General features: G+C 63.4%; 19 protein-coding genes. 9 read left to right on the plus strand and 10 right to left on the minus strand.

All coding sequences use genetic code 11. The features are described from left to right. Window positions 1–714: 714 nt before the first annotated feature. The 3 genes from ACTJKX_RS19645 to ACTJKX_RS19655 all read right to left on the minus strand — a co-directional run bounded on the left by ACTJKX_RS19645 (window position 715) and on the right by ACTJKX_RS19655 (window position 2,612). Entirely contained in the window at window positions 715–1,065 is a 351-nt protein-coding gene (locus ACTJKX_RS19645; protein ID WP_394313815.1) for a hypothetical protein, read from the minus strand. Window positions 1,066–1,280: 215 nt separating this feature from the next. Beyond that, entirely contained in the window at window positions 1,281–1,754 is a 474-nt protein-coding gene (locus tag ACTJKX_RS19650) for a cyclic nucleotide-binding domain-containing protein (RefSeq protein ID WP_367625307.1), read from the minus strand. Between the two features lie 171 nt (window positions 1,755–1,925). Further along, complete coding sequence (locus ACTJKX_RS19655; RefSeq protein ID WP_440726214.1) at window positions 1,926–2,612, minus strand: response regulator transcription factor; 687 nt, start codon at window positions 2,610–2,612, stop codon at window positions 1,926–1,928. A gap of 299 nt (window positions 2,613–2,911) precedes the next feature. Here ACTJKX_RS19655 and ACTJKX_RS19660 point away from each other — a divergent pair, with 299 nt between their 5' ends. The 3 genes from ACTJKX_RS19660 (at window position 2,912) to ACTJKX_RS19670 (ending at window position 4,877) form a co-directional block, all read left to right on the plus strand. Further along, window positions 2,912–3,442, plus strand: coding sequence for a L,D-transpeptidase family protein (locus tag ACTJKX_RS19660; protein WP_440726215.1), 531 nt, complete (start codon window positions 2,912–2,914; stop codon window positions 3,440–3,442). Window positions 3,443–3,495: 53 nt separating this feature from the next. Further along, window positions 3,496–3,942 carry a hypothetical protein gene (locus ACTJKX_RS19665; RefSeq protein ID WP_440726216.1) on the plus strand — a complete coding sequence of 149 codons (447 nt, stop codon included), beginning with the start codon at window positions 3,496–3,498 and terminating at the stop codon, window positions 3,940–3,942. Between the two features lie 77 nt (window positions 3,943–4,019). After that, window positions 4,020–4,877 (plus strand): lysozyme inhibitor LprI family protein, encoded by an 858-nt coding sequence (locus tag ACTJKX_RS19670; protein WP_440726217.1) that lies wholly within the window; start codon window positions 4,020–4,022, stop codon window positions 4,875–4,877. A gap of 203 nt (window positions 4,878–5,080) precedes the next feature. Here the strand turns inward: ACTJKX_RS19670 and ACTJKX_RS19675 are convergent, their stop codons facing one another. Next, complete coding sequence (locus tag ACTJKX_RS19675; protein ID WP_440726218.1) at window positions 5,081–5,743, minus strand: YggS family pyridoxal phosphate-dependent enzyme; 663 nt, start codon at window positions 5,741–5,743, stop codon at window positions 5,081–5,083. Between the two features lie 239 nt (window positions 5,744–5,982). Between ACTJKX_RS19675 and ACTJKX_RS19680 the strand changes: the two genes are divergently transcribed. The 6 genes from ACTJKX_RS19680 (at window position 5,983) to holA (ending at window position 13,349) form a co-directional block, all read left to right on the plus strand. Then, complete coding sequence (locus ACTJKX_RS19680) at window positions 5,983–6,774, plus strand: hypothetical protein (RefSeq protein ID WP_440726219.1); 792 nt, start codon at window positions 5,983–5,985, stop codon at window positions 6,772–6,774. 310 nt (window positions 6,775–7,084) lie between these two features. Beyond that, entirely contained in the window at window positions 7,085–7,639 is a 555-nt protein-coding gene (locus ACTJKX_RS19685; RefSeq protein WP_440726220.1) for a hypothetical protein, read from the plus strand. Between the two features lie 139 nt (window positions 7,640–7,778). After that, entirely contained in the window at window positions 7,779–8,870 is a 1,092-nt protein-coding gene (locus ACTJKX_RS19690) for a nucleoside hydrolase (protein WP_440726221.1), read from the plus strand. A gap of 291 nt (window positions 8,871–9,161) precedes the next feature. Next, a complete protein-coding gene (gene leuS / locus ACTJKX_RS19695; protein ID WP_415086937.1) occupies window positions 9,162–11,789 on the plus strand; it encodes a leucine--tRNA ligase in 2,628 nt (875 codons plus the stop codon). Continuing rightward, window positions 11,776–12,306 (plus strand): LPS assembly lipoprotein LptE, encoded by a 531-nt coding sequence (lptE, locus tag ACTJKX_RS19700; protein ID WP_311944200.1) that lies wholly within the window; start codon window positions 11,776–11,778, stop codon window positions 12,304–12,306. Before leuS ends, lptE begins: the two co-directional genes overlap by 14 nt. Window positions 12,307–12,320: 14 nt before the next feature. Further along, complete coding sequence (gene holA, locus ACTJKX_RS19705) at window positions 12,321–13,349, plus strand: DNA polymerase III subunit delta (protein WP_440726222.1); 1,029 nt, start codon at window positions 12,321–12,323, stop codon at window positions 13,347–13,349. A 65-nt stretch (window positions 13,350–13,414) separates the two neighbouring features. Here the strand turns inward: holA and ACTJKX_RS19710 are convergent, their stop codons facing one another. From ACTJKX_RS19710 to sucC, 6 genes are all read right to left on the minus strand, one after another. After that, window positions 13,415–14,152, minus strand: coding sequence for an outer-membrane lipoprotein carrier protein LolA (locus tag ACTJKX_RS19710; protein WP_367625320.1), 738 nt, complete (start codon window positions 14,150–14,152; stop codon window positions 13,415–13,417). 358 nt (window positions 14,153–14,510) lie between these two features. Next, window positions 14,511–15,911 (minus strand): dihydrolipoyl dehydrogenase, encoded by a 1,401-nt coding sequence (lpdA, locus tag ACTJKX_RS19715; RefSeq protein ID WP_440726223.1) that lies wholly within the window; start codon window positions 15,909–15,911, stop codon window positions 14,511–14,513. Between the two features lie 176 nt (window positions 15,912–16,087). Next, window positions 16,088–17,326, minus strand: a complete 1,239-nt coding sequence (gene odhB, locus ACTJKX_RS19720) for a 2-oxoglutarate dehydrogenase complex dihydrolipoyllysine-residue succinyltransferase (RefSeq protein WP_440726224.1) — start codon at window positions 17,324–17,326, stop codon at window positions 16,088–16,090. A 187-nt stretch (window positions 17,327–17,513) separates the two neighbouring features. Beyond that, entirely contained in the window at window positions 17,514–20,462 is a 2,949-nt protein-coding gene (locus ACTJKX_RS19725; RefSeq protein WP_440726225.1) for a 2-oxoglutarate dehydrogenase E1 component, read from the minus strand. Window positions 20,463–20,526: 64 nt separating this feature from the next. After that, window positions 20,527–21,411 (minus strand): succinate--CoA ligase subunit alpha, encoded by an 885-nt coding sequence (gene sucD / locus ACTJKX_RS19730; RefSeq protein ID WP_311944192.1) that lies wholly within the window; start codon window positions 21,409–21,411, stop codon window positions 20,527–20,529. Then, a partial coding sequence (gene sucC / locus ACTJKX_RS19735) for an ADP-forming succinate--CoA ligase subunit beta (RefSeq protein ID WP_394315741.1) occupies window positions 21,411–22,529 on the minus strand: 1,119 nt, incomplete at its 5' end. The genes sucD and sucC, both read right to left, overlap by 1 nt.

Below are 22,529 nucleotides of genomic sequence, written 5' to 3' on the forward strand. Positions count from 1 at the left end.
CTCAAGACGCCCCGAGGGAAGCCGGAGCACCCCGGTTTCAGGATTCGCCAGACACCCAATACCCCGCGACGTCAAGGAAATACGGCCTTTGTGCGCATTTCCTGCATTCTGGTACCAGACACATATCATTCTGTCTCGCCATGAAACGCAAATATGGGCGTGAATGGCCGAAATTTAACCCCCCGAACGAGACTGGAACGGAAGGCGCCCGAATCGCTGCCCGGGCGAAATTCCCGCTTCACTCGTCTGTCGTCGGCAGGCATGCACCATTGGTGCGCCATGTCTGAACAGGGTTAAGGACGGGCCTGGCCAATGCCGGCAATGCGAGGAACTCGTTCCCATTTTGGGTCGAGCTTTCGGCATTTCGTGGTGGGTCGTTAATGTTGGGAACGGCCTTTGAACGAAGCGGGAGCGAATCACCGACCGTCCCGCCGGGCCGCGTTCCGCAATCCCCGAAAGCCTCGCGCCGAGCAATGCAGCTCCGCACCTGCCTCCCTTCGTCCATGGAGAAAGCGTTGCAGCCACTTCCTTCCGGCCGGCATGGATTAATTCCCGGAATGGGCCACCCGGCCTGGTTTTCGGCAGCGCAGCTTAAGGCCTGGTACGGGCATGGAACAAAGGGCGCCCGAATCACCGACTTCGTCCGGCAAAAAAACGGGCCGGTCGTGAGACCGGCCCGCGAACCACGTCGTCTTTAGGTGACGAAGCGCGCTCCTACCAGCGATGCCAACGGCGATGGCCCCATCCCCAGCCCCGATGGTGATAGTAGCGGGGGCGATAATAGGGACGGTAATAGGGCCGATAATAATGACGCCGGTAGTAGGGGCGATAATAATAGGGGCGGTAGTAATGGCGCCTGTAATAGGGACGGTAATGGTAGCGGTAATAGGGACGCCAATGGCGGCGATGGCGGATAGTCTGGACCAAGCCGTTATTCAGCGCCTGACCGTCGGCTCTGGTTTGGCCGGCGGGGGCGATGGGCATGGCCGATGAACTCTGGGCGGTCGCAAAGAAACCAATCGCAGCAAAGCAAGCTGCGAAGATCAACCCGATAGGCGTTCTCATCCTGCACTCTCCTTGACCGTTTTACGGCTCGGTAATAACGCCAGGCACCGTAAAGACGCGTCGAAACAATGAGGGTTTCTGGGTATCGAATTTAGCAGGCAGCGGCTGAACCGTAGCTGAACGGCACAGGTGCATGTCCCGCAGTGGAACAACTTGAGCCTATTGCAGCCAACACTTTAGGAAAGCGAACAGCACTGGAACGAAAAGCGAGCGAATCAGCTTTCCTCGTCATGATGGTCGATGCCGATACGGCGCAGGCGGTCCTTCACCCCGGCCAGCTCGCTCGACATGTCCTGCACGCGGCGGCGAACCTCGTCGGCGATGCGGGCCGCCGTCGCCGGATATTCCTCCAACGTGCGCCTGAACATCTGGCGCGACACGCGCAGCACCACGCTGGCCTCCCGCGCGATCGCCGTGGTGGGACGGCGGGTTTCCGACAGCAGGGCCATTTCGCCGATCAGGGTGCCGGGTCCGACGATGGCAGTGGCGACGTCGTCGTCGATCAGCGTGATCGCGCCCGAGGCGACGACGAAGCCATATTCGGAGATGTCGTCCTTGCGAAACAGCGTGTCGCCGGCACGCAGCCGTCTGGTCTCGGACGAGAAGGCGAGCAGGCGCAGGGCATCACGGTCCATGGAGCGGAACAGCGCCACTCTTTCCAGCAATGCCATATCGTCTTCGAGCGCCATCTGCGGCCTTGGGTTCGGAAGGAAACGTCCTACGCGCAAACAATAATTCACACCATCATTGCGAGCGTAACGAAGCAATCCAGGCAAAGGGCTGGGACCCTGCCCCCTTGATTGCTTCACTGCGTTCGCAATGACGAGATTCCAGCCACACGATCACGTGCAGTGACGATCTCACGGCACGAGCTTGTAGCCGCCGCCCTCGGTCACCAGCAAGGCCGCGTTGGAGGGATCTTTCTCGATCTTCTGCCGCAGGCGGTAGATATGGGTTTCGAGCGTATGGGTGGTCACGCCCGAATTATAGCCCCAGACCTCCTGCAGCAGCACATCGCGCTGCACCGCCTTCTGGCCAGAACGATAGAGATAGCGCAGGATCGAGGTTTCCTTCTCGGTCAGCCGGACCTTGGAACCCTTCTCGGTCAACAGGAGCTTGGAGGCCGGCTTGAAGGTGAAGGGGCCGATGTTGAACACCGCGTCTTCGCTCGTCTCGTGCTGGCGCAGATGGGCACGCACACGCGCCAGCAGCACGGCGAAACGGAAGGGTTTGACGACATAGTCGTTCGCCCCGGCTTCGAGGCCGAGAATGGTATCGGCATCGGAATCGTGGCCGGTCAGCATGATGATCGGCGATTTGAAGCCATTCTTGCGCAGGAGCTTGACCGCTTCCCGCCCGTCCATATCCGGCAGGCCGACATCCATGATCACCAGATCGAGATGGTCGGACTTGGCGATCTGGACGGCACGGCTGGCGGATTCGGCCTGATCGATCTCGAACTCGTCATAAAGCGCCAATTGCTCGGCCAGCGCCTGGCGCAGGTCGTTATCATCGTCGACGATCAGAATTTTGCGGCTGCCGGACATGACATTCCCCAGAAGGCGAAAGCGATCGATCAGGAGGAATCTGCCTGGGCGCTCGGCGTGCGCGGCAGGAAACCCGGTATGCTTTCGCGCTTTGAATACCAAAGCAGAGCGCGTTTTAGCGAAAACGCCCTTTTGCTCCGGCTCCTTGTCTTGACGCGTCTTTACGATTCTTGGTGATTCCGACAAATCGCAAAACGCTTTAGCGCTCTATCGCATTATGACGGCGTGCGCCATGATTTGTGAATCGCATGACGGCACTTTCGACAGGGATTTGCGGTGAAAAATTTGGAAGTCGGCCCTTGAAGCGCAAGATCGATCTCATTCGCGTGCAGGCATCCCCGCTTTCGCGCAGCCGTGGCCGCCTGACGGTGGGCGGGGTTTCCTATCCCTGCGTGCTGGGCCGCAGCGGCATTGCCGTCACCAAACGGGAGGGAGATGGCGTCACGCCCCGGGCCGTGCTGCCGCTCCGCGGCTTGTTCCAGCGGCTGGACCGCGCCCCCCGCATTCCCAGCCAGTTGCCCTTCCGCGCCATTCGCTCGCAGGATGCCTGGTGCGACGATGTCTGCGACCGGCGCTACAACACGCTGATCCAGCGCCCCCTCGACCAGAACGCCGAGGAAAGGCTGGCCCGCGGAGACCGGCTCTACGACGTCATCGTGCCGCTCGGCTGGAACGATGCACCGATCGTCAGGGGGCGGGGCAGCGCCATTTTCTGGCATGTTTCCCGCGAGAACAACGCGCCGACCGCCGGCTGCGTCGCCGTGGCACCGGAGGTGTTCCGCAAGGTGCTGCCGAGACTGTCGCGCCGTGCCGTGATGGTCATCGACTGACGGAGGCGTCCGCCCCGCGACGTCGGCAGGATATTTCATAGCAAGGGTTATTGATGAAACAGATCATTTTTGCAGCAGCCGGCTGTGCGATTGCCGCCCTGGCTTTCGCCGATGCGGCGGCGGCCATGAGCATGCAGGATACCGCTGCCGGCACCTATGTCCGCCGGGAAAACGGCGAAGCCACGCTCATCGTCAAGCGCACCGGCGAGCATTGGCGGGTAAGTGCCGCCGTCGGCGGCGTTCCGAACGACGCGGCAACGGTTGCCGATTGCGGCTTCATTGCCGAAGGCTCGATCACGGGCCACGCCTTCGAAGGCAAGGTCACCCGCGTCAACATCGTGGCCGGCCTCGATGAACAGGGTGATGCGGCCAAGCCCGGTCTCGGCTTCTCCTTCTCCATCGACAAGGGCGCGATCACGGTTCGTGGCGCCGATGCCGCTGCCATCTGCGGCGGCGAGGGCAGCCTGATAGACGGCACCTACCAGCGCAGAAGCCGCTGACGCCTGAACTTTCCCGCTCGCCTTGCCCCCCGACTCCGCTGCCGCTCCTCCTTTGCCCTTTCCTTGGAACATCCGCAATGAAACGCCTGGCTTTCAGCATCGCTGCCCTGACCGTGCTCCACACCCTGCCCGCCCACGCCATCGACTGCAAGAAGGCCTCGACCTCGATCGAACGCCGCATCTGCGCCGACAAATCGTTGCGGCAGGCGGACGCCGCCATGGGCGCGGCCTATGCCAGGATCCTCAAGGCCAGCCAGGATCCCGAGATCCGCGCCATGCTGATCGAAAGCCAGAAACACTGGCTGGCACGGCGGGATCTTCGTCTCGACCAGGAGGACGGAGCGGAAGGTGCCGAAGATAGCGGCGAGGAAGCACCCAAAAACAATCTCCTCAAGGCAATCCAAGCGCGCACCGCGGATTTGGCCGAATTCTCCAAGACCGATGCCAAGCTGCCGCGGCTGATCGAGATCGCCCTCAACCAACGCCGGTTCAACGCCCAATTCACCGGAGGCCCCTTCGCGGGCTACAGCGCGGATTGCGACTTTCTGCCGAGCGGCAGTGATCAGATCTATACCTGCCTGGGAACGCGCACCTACCAGAACGAGGACCGGGTCTGCTCCGTGACGACGGACTTCGCCACCAACGCGCTCTACATCACCCAGACCGTGGCCGAGGTATCCGATGGCAAGCTCAAGACGATCGCGACCTGCGGCGACGAGAACGGCAGCAGCCCCTGCCCCGACGGCCAGCCTTCTGCCGACCGGCACTGGAACCTCCAGCCGGCTGCAACCGCCAATGCCAGCGGCACGAACACACCGTCGCCCAAGATCAGCGCCGATCTCGGCGAGGATGAGGACAGCCCCTGGTTGCGCGCCTGCCTGACCGACAAGAGCTATCCTCTCGCCGATCCCGCCAGCGACGGCAGCAAGAAATAGCGGTCCCACACCTCCCAACGGAGCATTATCGCAATAAGATCAACGGACTATGTCGGGCCTGTCATTCCCAGCGCCGCTGCAAGCGGCGGAAAGGGAATCCAGGGGCTAAAGGGATATATGCGTGGCCCCTGGATCCCCCTCCCGGAGCCAAAGGCACCGCCGGGGATGACATGCGCGATTTCTCGAAAAGCCCGGAAAAGGGCTCAGCGCGTCCCGAAGATGGCGCTGCCCACACGCACATGGGTGGCGCCAACCTCGATGGCCGTCTCGAAATCGCTCGACATGCCCATGGACAGCATCGAAAGCCCGTTGCGGGCGGCGATCTTGGAGAGCAGGGCGAAATGCGGTCCGGGCGACTGCTCGAACGGGGGGATGCACATCAGCCCGTCGATAATAAGACCATAGTCATCCCGGCAGGCCGCAATGAAGGCATCGGCCTCCTGGGGCGCGACACCGGCCTTCTGGGCTTCCTCGCCGGTATTGACCTGCACCAGCAGGCGCGGCGCCTTGCCTTGCCTGGCGATTTCCTTGGCGAGCGCCTGGGCCACGGAGGAGCGATCGACCGTGTGGATCACATCGAACAGGGCCACCGCCTCCTTGGCCTTGTTGGACTGCAGCGGACCAATGAGGTGAAGCTCGATATCGGGATAGACAGCCTTGAGAGCAGGCCATTTGCCCTGCGCCTCCTGCACGCGATTCTCGCCGAAGACCCGCTGGCCCGCGGCAAGCACCGGCTCGATCGCTTCCGGCCCGAACGTCTTGGAAACGGCGATCAGGGTCACCGCGCCTGCAGGGCGCAGCGCGTCGGCCTCAGCGCGGGCGATGGCAAGGCGAACCTCCGCAAGGCGGGCCGGAGCGTCGGACATGGCATGATTTCCAGAGAGTGGCGAAAGGACGAAACAGGCCTCCGACATAATAGGACGGACGGGCTATTGCTACCGGAACCTAGCCGGACCATGCTAAAAGCCCCGCATGGACAAGGGTTGCCTAGAGCAAAGCGCGTTTGGACGAAAACGCTATTTTGCTCTAGCTCTTTGATTCGACGCGTCTTTGCGATTCTTGGTGAAACGACCAAATCACAAAACGCTTTGCGGAGGGCAGGCCGATGATGCAATTCAAGGTGGCCAAATCGATCTTGGCAAGAAGCACCCTGGCAGCGCTCCTGATCTGCGGCCTGGGACGGCCAGCCTCCGCCCTCGATATCGGCCCGACCACGATATCCCTGCCGGTCTTTGGCATTCCCCTCGACATTCCAATCCGCGCATCGCTCGACAGCAAGAGCGAGGCGGGCGGCGTCCAGCTCGATCTCACCGTCACCGGCGACCTGAAATCCCTGCAGGACAATGCGCTGGCCATCGCCCGCAAATTGCCGTTTCCCGAGGATGCCTGTGCCCGCAAGGGCCCCAATCTCGTGGTCAACAGCATCGACAGCGCCCATATTCGCGCCGAGGGCGACACGGCGGTGATCGACGTTGCCGGCAAGGTGACGGCCTGGGGCTGCGCCAAAGTGCTGGGGCAGAAGATCAAGACCAAGATCGCCACCGACAGGATTGCCATCACCATCCCGGTCGAGCTCTACATCCCGACGCCGCGACAGGTCGCCTTGCGGGTGAAGGGCGAAGCCTCGATCAAGACCGGCGATCCGCAAATCACCGAGATCGCGACCGCCCTGCTCGGCAATCTCAACCAGCGCTTCACCGATGCCGTGGCCAAGGCCCTCGACAAGGACAAGGCCCGGGCCTCCGTGCCGGCGATACCGGGCCTCGACGTCAAGATCGAGCGGGCCGTCTTTGCCCAGGATCAGGACAAGCTGCTGGTCAAGGCCAAGGCCGACGGCCACGCCACGTCAGCCGCATTCGAGAGCCTGATCGGGCTGACGGGCAAGAAAGCGCCGTAAACAGCCTCAAAGCTGCTGCCTGAGAACTACCTGCGCGGGCGAACCCCGGCGCTCAGCGCGATCATCGGCGATGCATTGCCGCAATTGTAATGGGCCCCAATTTGTCGCTTACTTGATCAACCTACTGCCTAGCGATGCATGCCTGTCTTCGGCAAATCACGGGGTCTGTGAAATGAGAGGGCTCCTCGTAGCTATACTGGCGCAGGTTTGGTTGATTACGCCGTCGACCGCCAGCGAGAGCTGCGATGTTCGCTTGATGCGAGACAGCGATGCTCAATATTTCGTCTCCTCCCAGGGAGACTCGTGCCAGGTGCGGAAACTGGTCACGCCTCACTATGACTGTCAGTTATGGTACGGAGTTGACCATGGCTGGCAGGGCCTCTTGTGCGGCGATCTGCAAGGCCTGTGGGGAGTAGAGGGCAATGCCGCTCCGGCATATGGGATCACTACCTTCGGCACCAATCGCAAGGTAAAGCTTCCCAAGCATGCCGGCGCCAGAAAATCGTGGCTAGCGCCACTGGATACGGAAGGCCTGCATCTGAGCTATCCGATCAGTATGGACGATTATATCGACCATTATCCAAGAAACTTCAGCAAGATCGGCGTCAAGGCCTCGCCGCCGAACCCGGAAATTGCGGTTGCCCGCCAATCCATCGAATACGTGACTATGAAGGGCGAAAGGCGTGTGGCCGTGACGGGCAACGCGCAGATTGCCTGCCACAGACTCTATTTTCTAACCTGGGTATCGCCGGCAAAAGCATCCACAACCGAAAAAGACATGGACACTTTTCTATCGGATTTGCGATTGCAGCCTGCCAAGCTAAGCCATGACAAGCAGCAGATAGCCTGTATAGCGAAAGATTGACTTCCATGCACGTTACTTTTCCGAGAGGTATAATAATCGATAGAATACCTCGGCGAACAATCACCCCCTCTTGCTCACAAAACCTCACAAGAATACTTATTGATATATGATCAAAAACTACTGCAGGAGGAAATTTTCGATGAAGCGATTAATGGCCGCTCTTGTACTGGCCGCGGGTGCATTTCTGGCCTCGCCCGCCCAGGCGGCTCCCGAAAAGATCATTCTCGACACGGATTTCTCGACGATCGGCGATGACGGCCAAGTGCTGATCATGGCGGCCCAGTTGCAGAAGGACAAGGCGATCGACCTTCTGGGCATCACCGTGGTCACCGGCAATGACTGGCTGAAACAGGAAGTCGCCGATGCCCTGCGCGCCGTCGAGCGCCTCGGCATCGAGGACAGGATCGGCGTCTATGCCGGCGCGAACCTGCCCCTCGTCCACGATCCCAGGAGCTTCGAGCATGAACGGGCCCTTTTCGGCTTCGGCGAAAGCTACAAGACCTCGTTCCATCGCCCGCAGCCCAAGGATGCCGACCTGATCGCCCCGCCGGACGGCTTCGCCAAGAAGGCCAAGCTGCGCAAGGAAGATGCCGTCGACTTCATCGTCGACACGGTCAAGGCCAATCCGCACGAAGTCTCGCTCCTGGTGATCGGCCCGGCCACCAACATCGCCCTGGCGATCCGCAAGAACCCGGAAATCGTGCCGCTGATCAAGCGTATCGTCTACATGGCCGGCGCAGTCGACGTGAAGGGCAACACCACGCCCGCCGCCGAGATGAATGTCTGGATCGATCCGGAAGCCGCCCGCATCGTCATGCGCGAGCCGATCGAGCAGGCCCTCATTCCCCTCGACGTCACCGATATCACCCAGATCGGCAAGCCCGAATTCGACCGCCTCACCGCCGGCGAAGGCCCGGTCCAGAAGCTCTTCCGGGACAGCTGGATGGCCAAGAAGTTCGCCAAGGAGGACAAGGCCAAGGCCAGCGTGTTCGATACGCTCGCCCTCGCCTATCTGGTCGATCCGAGCTACGCGACCAAGGTCGAGGATCTCTATATCGACGTCGATGTGGCGTTCGGGCCGGGCTATGGCCGCACGCTCGGCTATTGGCAGAAGCAGCCGACGGACCTGCTGCAGAAGGTTAAGGTGGTCAAGCAGTTCGACAACAAGCGCTTCTTCGACTTCTACGTCGACCTCCTGACGCGCCCGGTGCCGGTCAGGCTCGCCGAGTAGGCAGGGTCTGTCCGACGTTCGGCCGTCGACGTCGGCTCAACCCTTGTCATTGCCGGGCTCGACCCGGCTATCCAACTCTCGTTTCCAGCGCGGAAATCCGTCGGCGCTGGATGCCCGGGTCAAGCCCGGGCATGACAAAACCGTGCCTGTGCCGACCCTGTCGGGTGATTTCCCGCAGATTCTTCAGGCCTTCGAAAGGAGACGAGGCTAGCTTTGCACCGCCGCGCCCGCTAAAAGCGGCGTTTCAAAATCAACTTTCAGTTGACATTCAACCTCCGAGTTCCCTTCCCCATGACCACCGAGCGCTATAACGCCCGCGACGCCGAGCCCAGATGGCAGAAGACCTGGGCCGACCAGGCGATCTTCGAAACCAGGAATGAGGATCCGCGTCCGCGCTACTACGTGCTCGAGATGTTCCCCTATCCCTCCGGGCGCATCCATATGGGTCATGTGCGCAACTACACCATGGGCGATGTGGTGGCGCGCTATCGCCGGGCCAAGGGCTTCAACGTGCTGCACCCGATGGGTTGGGACGCCTTCGGCATGCCGGCCGAGAATGCTGCGATGCAGAACAAGACGCATCCGGCCAAATGGACCTATGCCAATATCGACACCATGCGCGGCCAGCTCAAATCGATGGGCCTGTCGCTGGACTGGAGCCGCGAGATCGCGACCTGCGATCCTTCCTATTATCGCCACCAGCAGGCGATGTTCCTGGATTTCCTGCAGGCAGGCCTGGTGGAGCGCAAGATCTCCAAGGTCAATTGGGATCCTGTCGACCACACCGTGCTGGCCAATGAGCAGGTGATCGACGGCCGCGGCTGGCGCTCGGGCGCCCTGGTCGAGCAGCGCGAGCTGACCCAGTGGTTCTTCAAGATCACCGATTACTCGCAGGACCTGCTCTCGGCCCTGGACACGCTGGATCGCTGGCCGGAGAAGGTCCGGCTGATGCAGAAGAACTGGATCGGCAAGTCGGAAGGCTTGCAGGTGCGCTTCGAGCTCGACGCGGCCACCGCGCCTGCGGGCGAGAACGAACTGCTGATCTACACCACGCGCCCCGACACGCTGTTCGGCGCCAAGTTCATGGCGATCGCGGCCGATCATCCGCTCGCCAAGGCCGCTGCGGCGAACAATCCGGAACTGGCTGCGTTCATCGAGGAGATCCAGCGCACGGGCACCTCGGCAGCCGTGATCGAAACGGCCGAGAAGAAGGGCTTCGACACCGGCATCCGCGCCGTGCATCCCTTCGATCCGGACTGGAAGCTGCCGGTCTACGTCGCCAATTTCGTGCTGATGGAATACGGCACGGGCGCCATCTTCGGCTGCCCGGCGCATGACCAGCGCGACCTCGACTTCGTCAATGCCTATGGCCTGGGCAACACGCCGGTGGTGTGCCCGCCCGACCAGGACCCGGCCAGCTTCGTGATCACCGACGTCGCCTATGACGGCGACGGGTTGATGATCAATTCGCGTTTCCTCGACGGCATGACCATCGAGCAAGCCAAGGAAGAGGTCGCCCGTCGCCTGGAAAGCCGGACGCATGGCAATGCACCCGTGGCCGAGCGCAAGGTCAATTTCCGCCTGCGCGACTGGGGCATTTCGCGCCAGCGCTACTGGGGTTGCCCGATCCCGGTGATCCATTGCGAGGTCTGCGGCGTGGTGCCGGTGCCCAAGAAGGATCTGCCGGTCAAGCTGCCCGACGACGTCACCTTCGATCGGCCCGGCAATCCGCTCGACCATCATCCGACCTGGCGCCATGTCGACTGCCCGCAATGCGGCAAGCCGGCCCGTCGCGAGACGGACACGATGGACACCTTCGTCGACTCCTCCTGGTATTTCGCCCGGTTCACCGATCCGTGGATCGAGACGGCGCCGACGGTGCGCAAGGAAGCCGATGCCTGGCTGCCGGTCGACCAATATATCGGCGGCATCGAGCATGCCATCCTGCATCTGCTCTATAGCCGCTTCTTCGTGCGCGCCATGAAGAAGACCGGCCATGTCGGCCTGGACGAGCCGTTCAAGGGCCTGTTCACCCAGGGCATGGTGGTGCACGAGACCTACCGCGCTGAAAATGGTGAATGGGTGGTGCCGGCCGACGTACGCATCGAGGGCGACGGTGCCGAGCGCCGCGCCTTCAACAACCGCACCGGCGAGCCGGTCGAGATCGGCTCGATCGAGAAGATGTCGAAGTCGAAGAAGAATGTCGTCGACCCCGACGACATCATCGCCGACTACGGCGCCGATACTGCGCGCTGGTTCATGCTGTCGGATTCGCCGCCCGAGCGCGACGTCATCTGGACCGAGGACGGCGTCCAGGGCGCCGGCCGCTTCGTGCAGCGCATCTGGCGCATCGTCAACGAGATCGCCGCTCATTCGGCCTCACCGGCTAGCCCTGCCGCAAGCGAGGATGACATCCTCGCCGTGCGCAAGGCGGCGCACCGCGCCCTGGCAGCCGTCGAAGGCGATATCGAACGTCTCGGCTTCAACCGCTGCGTCGCCCATATCTACACGCTGGTGAACAGCCTCGGCCGCACGCTGGACGGCACCAAGAACGGCGAGGCCGTGCCTGCCAATCTGGCCGCTGCGCTGAAGGAAGCCGGCGTCATGTTGGTGCAGTTGATCGCGCCGATGATGCCCCATCTGGCCGAGGAATGCTGGAGCGTGCTCGGCGGTCAGGGCCTGGTGGCGCAGGCCTCCTGGCCGGTGGCCGATCCTGCGCTGCTGGAGGACGATACCGTCACCCTGCCAGTGCAGTTCAACGGCAAGAAGCGGGCCGATCTGACGGTGCCGAAATCGGCATCGCCAAAGGAAGTCGAAGCTGCCACATTGGCGAACGAAACCGTCCAGCGCGTGCTGGAAGGGCGCGCTCCCAAGAAGATCATCGTGGTGCCGGGAAGGATTGTGAATGTCGTCGTCTAGTCAGACCTCGCGCCGCGGCGCGCTGTTGGCCCTCGCCCTCCTGCCGGCGGTGATGCTGGGCGGCTGCTTCCGTCCGATGCTGGCCGAGCCCGGCAACGGTTCGCCTGGGCTGAAGGGGAGGCTTGCCGCCATCGCCATCGACCCGGTCGAGGATCGTGTCGGCCAGCAGGTGCGCAACCGGCTGTCGTTCAATCTCACGGGCGGCGCCGAGGCTCCGCCGGCACGCTACCGGCTGGTGCTTGTAACCTCCTCCAGCTCCGATTCGGCGCTGGTCGACGCGCTGAACGCCACGCCGCAAATCGACACGGTGACACTGACGACCGACTACACGCTGCTCGACCCGGCCACGGACAAGATCCTGCTCAAGGCGAAGAACTTCACGCGCAAGTCCTATAATTCCGGCCTGCAGCGTTTCGCCACCGTGCGTGCCCGACGCGATGCGGAGAACGATGCGGCCGACGTGATGGCTGACCAGATCCGCCTGAGGTTGGCGACCTGGCTCGCCGACCATCCCTGATGGCTGATTGAGACATGGCCTCCATCGAACGGCGCGCCGTCGATGCCTTCATCAAGAAGCCGGACGCCCATTTCGCGGTGATCATGGTCTATGGGCCGGATACCGGCCTGGTGAGCGAGCGGGTGCGTGCCCTGGTCGCGGCCTCGGTCGACGATGTCGAGGATCCCTTCCAGCTCGTTCGCCTTGACGGCGACGAGATCAGCAGTGATCCGGCGCGGCTCGCCGACGAGGTCTTCACCATTCCCCTCTTCGGCGGACGCCGCGCCGTACGCCTGCGCGCCGGCAGCCGCAACATCGTGCCGGCGGTCGAGCCCGTGCTCGCCAACCCGCCGACAGCCTGCCGGGTGGTGATCGAGGCGGGCGACCTCAAGAAGAACCATGCCCTGGTCTCCTTGGTGGAGAAGTCCCGCGCCGGGGCGGTGATCGCCTGTTTCGGCGACGAGAATGCCAATATCGGCCAGATCATTGCCGAGGAAGTCGCCATTTCAGGCCTCACCATCGCGCCCGAAGCCCGGGAGACGCTGATCGGGCTTCTCGGCGGCGATCGCCTGGCGACCCGCAGCGAATTGAAGAAACTCACGCTCTACGCCCATGGCGCCGGGCGCATCGAGCTCAGCGACGTCGAGGCCGTGGTGGGCGATGCCAGTGCGCTCGCCACCGACGAGATCATCGATGCCGCCTTTTCCGGCCGGGCGGATCTGCTCGACGCCACCTTGGCCAAAGCCTGGAACGAGGGCGTCAACACCTCGCAACTGGCGGGAACGGCCCTGCGCCACGCTCTGCTGCTTCACCGCCTGCGCGGCGAGGTCGAGAAGGGCCGCCCGGCCGCCAATGTGGTCGATTCGATGGGCATGCAGGTACATTTCCGCCGCAAGGCCGGCGTCTCGGCCCAGCTCTCTGCCCTGACCATGGCTCGGCTCGACCGCATCGTAGCCGATCTGTCGGAAGCCGTGCTCGATGCCCGCCGCAACGCCGTTCTGGGGCAGGCCATCGTCTCGCGCGCCTTGATGCGGATCGCCCTGATGGCGAAACCTCGGAGGTAACCCGGGCGCGCGCTGTACGAATTCGCATTGAGACGCCTGTGATGGGGCGCCCTGCTCCCGCCCGGCTACTTCAGGATCTTGGTCTGGTCGATATAGAAGATCTTGTCCGGCAGCTGCAGCTTGCGGTCGATGCCGGAGATCGTCACCGTGGTGTCGTAGCCCTGCGGATCGGTGACGGTCCACTGCTTCAGCTCGTAATTCGGTGCCGGAAAGGTCAGCTGGATGCGCGACTTGCCGCCGCTGGCAGCCGAGCCCTCCTCCAGGATGACGCTGATTCCGGCCGGCTCGCGGCCGACAGCCAGCACCCTGGAATCCTCGATCAGGTCGAGCCTGTCGGCCAAAAGGAAGCGCAGCGGCGTCTGCTTGATGAAATAGAGATCCTGGGTGTTGAGCTTGCGGTTGCGCACGGCCACGGAGGTGCCGTCGGCCAGGAGTTGCAGCGAGGACGGCGGGTCGTAGTCGAAGCGCATGCGGCCGGGCTTGGAGACCCAGAACTTGCCGTTGATGCGCTTGCCGTCCGAACCGACCTGCACGAAATTGCCGGAGAAGAATTTGATATTGTTGAAATAGCTGTCGATCTGGTCGAGCGTCGCCTTGTCGGCCGCACTCAGCGCCTTGGGATTGATGCGATGGGTGTCGATCTCGAGCGGCTGATTGGAGGCGACAAGATCAGGTGCCGGCACAGCGTCGGCGGCAGCCGGCACCGTGGCGGCGGGTGGCGCACCGGACTCGTTCTGCGCAAAGGCGGTGCCCGCCAGCAGGGGCAGGCTCAGGGCGACGAGAACGGTACGGGCAAAGGGCATTGCAAACTCCGAGACGGCCGGTCTGCGGGACCGGAACCGGCACCTGGCAACAAGATGGGCACATTCCAAAACGTTTTGCGATTCGACGATGTCACCAAGGAATCGCAAAGACGCGTGAGCGCGAACGACTAGAGCAAGGCAGCGTTTTCGCCAAACGCGCTTTGCTCCAAGCACAGTCCTCTTGATCGAGCCGCAGGCACGATCAAGAGGACTGTGCAGGATACCAAACATTTGCAGAGTCTCCCGGCGAGACCCATTGTGGACCTCGCCGGGAGACTTCTGCTTGGGAAATGTGCCCTATAGCCTGTCTATGGCCTTTTAGCGGCTTTGTGACAACAAAGCGGTGCAGAAGCCGCGATCAAATATGGATCGCGCGCCCCTCGACGGCCAGCGCCGCCTCCTTGACGGCTTCCGACATGGTCGGATGCGCGTGGCAGGAACGGGCGAGATCCTCGGAGGAGCCGGTGAACTCCATCAGCACGACGCCCTCATGGATCATCTCGCCGGCGCCGGCGCCGAGGATATGCACGCCGAGCACGCGGTCGGTGGTCGCATCCGCAATCACCTTGACGAAGCCTTCGGTGGTGCGGTTGGCGCGGGCACGGCCATTGGCGGTGAAGGGGAACTTGCCGACCTTGTAGGCGATGCCGGCCGATTTGAGCTCTTCCTCGGTCTTCCCCACCGAAGCGATCTCGGGATAGGTGTAAACAACCGCCGGAATGACATCGTAATTCACATGGCCGTGCTGGCCCGCCAGGATCTCGGCGACGGCGATGCCCTCGTCCTCGCCCTTATGCGCCAGCATCGGCCCGCGCACCACGTCGCCGATGGCGTAGATGCCGGGGACATTGGTGGCGAAATGGTCGTCGATGATCACGCGTCCGCGCTCGGTGACGACACCGGCCTCTTCCAGGCCGAGGCCGTCCGTATAGGGCCGGCGGCCGGTGGCGACCAACACGATATCGGCTGCGATGGTCTGCTTGTCACCACCGGCGACCGGCTCGACGGAGACCACGGCACCCGAGGCGCTGGTCTCGACGCCGGTCACCTTGGTGGCAAGCTTGAATTCGATGCCCTGGCGGCCGAGCAAGCGCTGGGCCTGCTTGGCGACTTCCAGATCCATGCCCGGCAGGATGCGATCGAGGAACTCCACCACGGTGACCTCGGCGCCGAGGCGGCGCCAGACCGAGCCGAGCTCGAGGCCGATGACGCCGGCGCCGATGACGACCAGCTTCTTCGGCACGGCAGCCAGTTCGAGTGCGCCCGTGGAGGAGACCACGGTCTTCTCATCGATGGTGACGCCGGGGAGCTGGGCGACGTCCGAGCCGGTGGCGATCACGATCGACTTGGTGTCCAGCGTCTGTTTCGAACCGTCATCGGCCGTCACTTCGACCTTGCCGGCAGCCAGGATCTTGCCGGTGCCGCGATAGGCCGTGATCTTGTTCTTCTTGAACAGGAAGGCAACGCCCTGGACGTTGGCGTCCACGGTCTCCTGCTTGTGCTTCAGCATCTGGGGCAGATTGAGCACCGGCGCGGGGACTTCGATACCGAAGGCCTTGAAACCATGCCCGGCCTCGTCGAACAATTCGGAGGCGTGCAGCAGCGCCTTGGACGGGATGCAGCCGACATTGAGGCAGGTGCCGCCATAGGTGGCGCGCTTCTCGACCACGGCGACATTCATGCCGAGCTGGGCGGCGCGGATGGCGCAGACATAGCCGCCGGGGCCAGTGCCGATAACGACGAGATCATGAGAGGGCATGGGGGCTCGCTTTCACTTCACCCTCCCCTGTAGGGGGAGGGTCGGCCGAAGGCCGGGGTGGGGTGACTTCCGCGCGCATCAACTGGATAAGGCGCGGCGGTTCTCCGCAACATCGAACCACCACCCCACCCCGACGCTGCGCGTCGACCCTCCCCCTTCCAGGGGAGGGTGAAGATTTACAGGTCCAGCACGAGGCGAGCCGGATCCTCCAGGCTCTCCTTGACGCGCACCAGGAAGGTGACCGCTTCCTTGCCGTCGATGATGCGGTGATCATAGGACAGCGCCAGATACATCATCGGGCGTGCCACGATCTGGCCACCGACCACCATCGGGCGCTCCTGAATCTTGTGCATGCCGAGAATGGCCGACTGGGGCGCATTGAGGATCGGCGTCGACATCAGTGAACCATAGACGCCGCCATTGGAGATGGTGAAGGTGCCGCCCTGCATCTCCTCGATCTTGAGCTGGCCGTCACGGGCCCGCTTGCCGAAATCGGCAATGGTCTTTTCGATGCCGGCCAGGCCGAGCGTCTCGGCATCCCGAATCACCGGCACGACGAGGCCCTTGTCGGTGCCGACGGCGACGCCGACATGGCAATAGTTCTTGTAGATGATGTCCTGCCCGTCGATCTCGGCATTGACCGCCGGCATCTCCTTGAGGGCCTGGGTGCAAGCCCGCACGAAGAAGGACATGAAGCCGAGCTTCACGCCATGCTTCTTCTCGAACAGGTCCTTGTACTGGTTGCGCAGCGCCATGACGTTGGTCATGTCGACCTCGTTGAAGGTCGTCAGCATGGCGGCGTTGGCCTGGGCTTCCTTCAGGCGGCGGGCGATGGTCTGGCGCAGCTTGGTCATGCGCACGCGCTCCTCGCGTGCGGCATCGGCTGGCGGCGAAGCAACCCGCGGCGCCGATGGCACCGGAGCAGCGGCGGGAGCCGGAGCGGGAGCAACCGCAGGAGCCGGCGCAGCGAGCACGTCGCCCTTGAGGAGCTGGCCGCGGCGGCCCGACCCTTCGATCTGGGCCGGATCGAGCCCACGATCGGCGGCGATCTTGGCCGCAGCGGGCGAAGGCGGTGCAGCGGGCGAGGCCGGTGCGGCAGCAGCCGGCGCGGCGGGGGCCGACGTCGGGGCAGCGGGGGCTGGAGCGGGTGCGGCCGCCGGGGCAGCGGCAGCACCGGAGCCGGCCGCGATGGTGCCGAGCGTGGCCCCCGGGCCGACCGTCTCGCCGGTCTTGGCCAGGATTTCACCCAGCACGCCGGCGGCGGGAGCATTGACTTCCAGCGTCACCTTGTCGGTCTCGAGCTCCACCAACGGCTCGTCGGCCTTCACGGCCTCGCCCGGCTTCTTGAACCATTTGCCGATGGTGGCTTCCGTGACCGACTCGCCCAGGGTCGGCACCTTGATTTCCGTCGCCATGATTTCACGCCCGCCTTCAGGCGCCCTCTTTTCAAAGCGTTTTGCGATCTGGCTGTTACGCCAAGAATCGCAAAGACGCGTCCAAACAAAAGTCGGAGCAAGGAAGCGTTTTCACCAAAACCTGCTTTGCTCTGGGGAGTTGCGACAAGCGGAAGCGGGTCCCGCCTGTCGATGCGAAATGAGCCCGTCAGATCGTCAGGGCTTCGTCGGTGAAGGCCTGCAGTTGGGCCAGATGCTTGGACATCAGGCCCGTCGCGGTCGCAGCAGAGGCCGGCCGGCCGGCATAGGCCGCCCGCTTGGCCTTGGTGCCCGCCTGTCCCAACACCCATTCCAGATAGGGTTCGACGAAGGACCAGGAGCCCATGTTCTTGGGTTCTTCCTGGCACCAGACCACATCCGCCTTGCGGAAGCGCGACAGCTCGTTGGCCAGCGACTTCAGCGGGAAGGGATAGAGCTGCTCGACGCGCATCAGATAGATGTCGTCGATGCCCCGCTTCTCGCGCTCGTCGAGCAGGTCGTAATAGACCTTGCCGGTGCACAGGATGACGCGCCGGATCTTCTCGTCCGCCACCAGCTTGGTGGTGGAGTTGCCGAACTGGGCGTCGTCCCACAGAATGCGGTGGAAGGTGGTATCGGCCCCCAGCTCGCTGAGCTTCGACACGCAGCGCTTGTGGCGCAGCAGCGATTTCGGCGTCATCAGGATCAAGGGCTTGCGGATGTCGCGCTTGAGCTGCCGGCGCAGGATGTGGAAATAGTTCGCCGGCGTCGTGCAGTTGGCGACCTGCATGTTGTCCTCGGCGCACATCTGCAGGAAGCGTTCGAGGCGAGCCGAGGAATGCTCGGGCCCCTGCCCTTCATAGCCATGCGGCAGAAGACAGACGAGGCCCGACATGCGGAGCCATTTGCGTTCGCCCGAGGAGATGAACTGGTCGAATACCACCTGGGCGCCGTTGGCGAAGTCACCGAACTGGGCTTCCCACAGGGTCAGCGCCTTGGGCTCGGCCAGCGAATAGCCATATTCGAAGCCGAGCACGGCTTCTTCCGAGAGCATCGAGTTGATGACCTCGTATTTGCCCTGGCCCTCGCGGATGTTCTTGAGCGGCGTGTAGCGCTTCTCCGTCTCCTGGTCGATCAGCACCGAATGGCGCTGGGAGAAAGTGCCGCGCTCGCAGTCCTGGCCCGACAGCCGCACGCGATGGCCCTCGTCGCAGAGCGTGCCGAAGGCCAAAGCCTCGGCCGTCGCCCAGTCGATGCCTTCGCCGGTCTCGATCATCTTGCGCCGCGTGTCGAGGAAGCGCTGGATGGTCTTGTGGACCTGGAAGCCCTCGGGAACGGTGGTCAGGGCATTGCCGATGGCGGTCAGCTTGGCGGCGTCGACGCCGGTGGCGCCGCGGCGCGGATCGTCGTCGGTGGCGCCGATGGCGCGCAGCCCCGCCCATTGCCCGTCGAGCCAGTCGGCCTTGTTGGGCTTGTAGGCCTGGCCGGCTTCGTGCTCGGCTTCCAGGCGCGCGCGCCAGTCGGCCTTCATCTTCTCGACCTCACCGGCCGTGACCACGCCGGTCTCGATCAGCCTGTTCGAGTAGATCTCGACCACGCCCGGATGCGAGCGGATCTTGCGATACATCAAGGGCTGGGTGAAGCCCGGCTCATCGCCTTCATTGTGCCCGAAGCGGCGATAGCAGAACATGTCGATGACGACGGTCTTGTGGAAGGTCTGGCGGAACTCCGTCGCGACCTTGGCGGCAAACACCACCGCCTCGGGATCATCGCCGTTCACATGGAAGATCGGCGCCTCGATCATCTTCGCCACGTCGGAAGGATAGGGCGAGGAGCGCGAATAGCGCGGATAGGTGGTGAAGCCGATCTGGTTGTTGATGATGAAATGCATCGAGCCGCCGGTGCGGTGGCCCTTCAGGCCCGACAGGCCCAGGCATTCGGCGACCACGCCCTGCCCGGCGAAAGCGGCATCGCCATGGATAAGCAGGGGCATCACCTTGGCACGGGAATCGGTATCGTCCTGCTGGTCCTGCTTGGCGCGCACCTTGCCGAGCACCACGGGATCGACGATCTCGAGATGGGAGGGGTTGGCGGTCAGCGACAGATGCACCTTGTTGCCGTCGAACTCGCGGTCCGACGAGGCGCCCAGATGGTATTTCACGTCGCCGGAGCCTTCCACGTCATCGGGCGCGTAGGAGCCACCCTTGAACTCGTGGAAGATGGCGCGGTGCGGCTTGCCCATCACCTGGGCCAGCACGTTGAGGCGGCCGCGATGGGCCATGCCCAGCACAATGTCCTGCACGCCGAGCGCGCCGCCACGCTTGATGATCTGCTCCAGCGCGGGAATGGCCGATTCCGAGCCGTCGAGGCCGAAGCGCTTGGTGCCGGTATATTTGACGTCGATGAACTTCTCGAAGCCCTCGGCCTCGATCAGCTTGGACAGGATGGCGCGCTTGCCCTCGCGGGTGAAGGTGATCTCCTTGTCCGCCCCTTCGATGCGCTGCTGGATCCAGGCCTTCTGGGCAGGATCGGAGACATGCATGAACTCGACGCCGAGGGTCGAGCAATAGGTGCGCTTGAGGATGGCCTCGATCTCGCGGACGGTGGCGAATTCGAGCCCCAGGACATGGTCGATGAAGATCTTGCGATCGAGGTCGGCCTCCGAGAAGCCATAGGTCTGCGGATGCAGCTCCTCGTGGTCGCGCGCCTCCTGCAGGCCGAGCGGATCGAGATTGGCAAAGAGATGGCCGCGCATGCGATAGGCGCGGATCAGCATGATGGCGCGCACCGAATCACGCGTCGCCTGCAGCATGGCCTCGGACGAGATGGTCGCGCCCTGGGAGTCCGCCTTGGCCTTGATCTTCTCGCCGACCTTCTTCTCGATCTGGCCCCAATTGCTGTCGAGAGCCGAGACGATTTCGCCATTGGCCACGATCGGCCAGTTGGGCTTGGCCCAGCTCGCGCCGCGCGCATTCTTCTCGACGATCGCCTTGTCGTCGGCGAGACCGGCAAAGAAGGCCGCCCACTCGCCATTGACCGAGGACGGATTGTCCTCGTAGCGCGCATAGAGATCTTCGAGATACTCGGCGTCGCCGCCATAGGCGAAGCTTTGCAGGTTCCTATCGTCTTGACGATCCATCGTCCCGTTCCTTCGGTTCTGAAGGCCGGAACCTTGGTTCCGGCCCGTTCTCAGCCCCTTGATGTCAACCCTTCAGCAGTTCCGTCAGCGTGGTGCCGAGGCGCGCCGGGGAGGGTGATACCCTGACGCCGGCGGCTTCGAGAGCGGCGATCTTGGACCCGGCATCGCCCTTGCCGCCGGAGATGATGGCGCCGGCATGGCCCATGCGCCGTCCGGGGGGAGCGGTGCGCCCGGCCACGAAGCCCACCGTCGGCTTGGCCCGCCCGCGCCTGGCTTCGTCGGCCAGGAACTGCGCCGCATCCTCCTCGGCCGAGCCGCCGATCTCCCCGATCATCACGATCGAATGGGTGTCGGGATCGGCCAGGAACATCTCCAAGACGTCGATGAACTCGGTACCCTTGACCGGGTCGCCGCCAATGCCCACCGCCGTGGTCTGCCCCAGCCCCTCATGGGTGGTCTGGAACACCGCCTCATAGGTCAGCGTGCCCGAGCGCGACACGATGCCCACCGAGCCCTTCTTGAAGATGTTGCCCGGCATGATGCCGATCTTGCATTCGTCCGCCGTCATCACCCCCGGGCAGTTCGGCCCGATCAGGCGCGACTTCGAGCCCGACAGCGCCCGCTTCACCTTGATCATGTCGGTGACCGGAATGCCCTCGGTAATGCACACGATCAGCGGGATTTCCGCGTCGATCGCCTCGCAGATCGCATCCGCCGCCCCCGGCGGCGGCACGTAGATCACGCTGGCATCGGCCTTGGTGACATGGCGTGCCTCGGCCACGGTGTCGAATACCGGCAGGCCCAGATGCTGCGAGCCGCCCTTGCCCGGCGAGGTGCCCCCCACCAGCTGCGTGCCGTATTTGAGCGCCTGCTCGGAATGGAAGGTGCCGTTCTTGCCGGTGAAGCCCTGGCAGATGACGCGCGTTTGCTTGTTGATCAGGATCGACATTACTTGGCTTCCCGCACGGCTTTGACAATCTTCTGGGCGGCATCGTCGAGGTCGTCGGCCGCGATCACGTTCAGGCCGGAATCGCGGATGATCTGCTTGCCGAGTTCGACATTGGTGCCCTCCAGGCGCACCACCAGCGGGATGGTCAGCCCCACTTCCTGCACCGCAGCGATCACGCCCTCGGCGATCACGTCGCAGCGCATGATGCCCCCGAAGATGTTGACCAGGATGCCCTTCACCTGCGGATCGGCCGTGATGATCTTGAAGGCCGCCGTCACCTTCTCCTTGCTGGCCCCGCCGCCGACATCCAGGAAGTTGGCCGGCTCCTCGCCATAGAGCTTGATGATGTCGAGCGTGGCCATGGCCAGGCCCGCCCCGTTCACCATGCAGCCGATCGAGCCGTCGAGCGCGATGTAGTTGAGATCGTAGCGCGAGGCCTCGATCTCCTTGGGATCTTCCTCGCTCTCGTCGCGCAGCGCCACGATGTCGGGATGGCGGTAGAGGGCGTTGGAATCAAAGCCCATCTTGGCATCCAGGCATTTGAGCTGGCCGTCCTTGGTGACGATCAGGGGATTGATCTCAAGGAGCGCCATGTCCTTGGCCACGAAGGCGGTGTAGAGCCTGGTGGTCAGGCTCACCGCCTGCTTGGCCAGGTCGCCCGAGAGCCCGAGCGCCTTGGCCACCGCCAGGCCGTGATGGTTCATCACCCCGGTGGCCGGATCGACCGAGAAGGTCACGATCTTCTCCGGCGTCTCATGGGCCACTTTCTCGATGTCCATGCCGCCCTCGGTGGAGACCACGAAGGCGACCCGGCTGGTCTCGCGGTCGACCAGCACCGAGAGGTAGAACTCCTTTTCGATGTCGGAGCCGTCCTCGACATAGAGGCGGTTGACCTGCTTGCCGGCCGGCCCGGTCTGCACCGTCACCAGCGTGTTGCCCAGCATCTCCTGCGCATGGGCGCGCACGTCCTCGATCGACTTGGCAAGCCGCACCCCGCCCTTGGCGTCGGCAGGCAGTTCCTTGAACTTGCCCTTGCCGCGCCCGCCCGCATGGATCTGCGACTTCACCACGTAAAGCGGACCGGGGAGCTCCTTGGCCCCCTTCACCGCTTCCTCGAC

It is taken from the genome of Labrys sp. 22185, assembly GCF_052045555.1.
Lineage (GTDB): Bacteria > Pseudomonadota > Alphaproteobacteria > Rhizobiales > Labraceae > Labrys > Labrys neptuniae.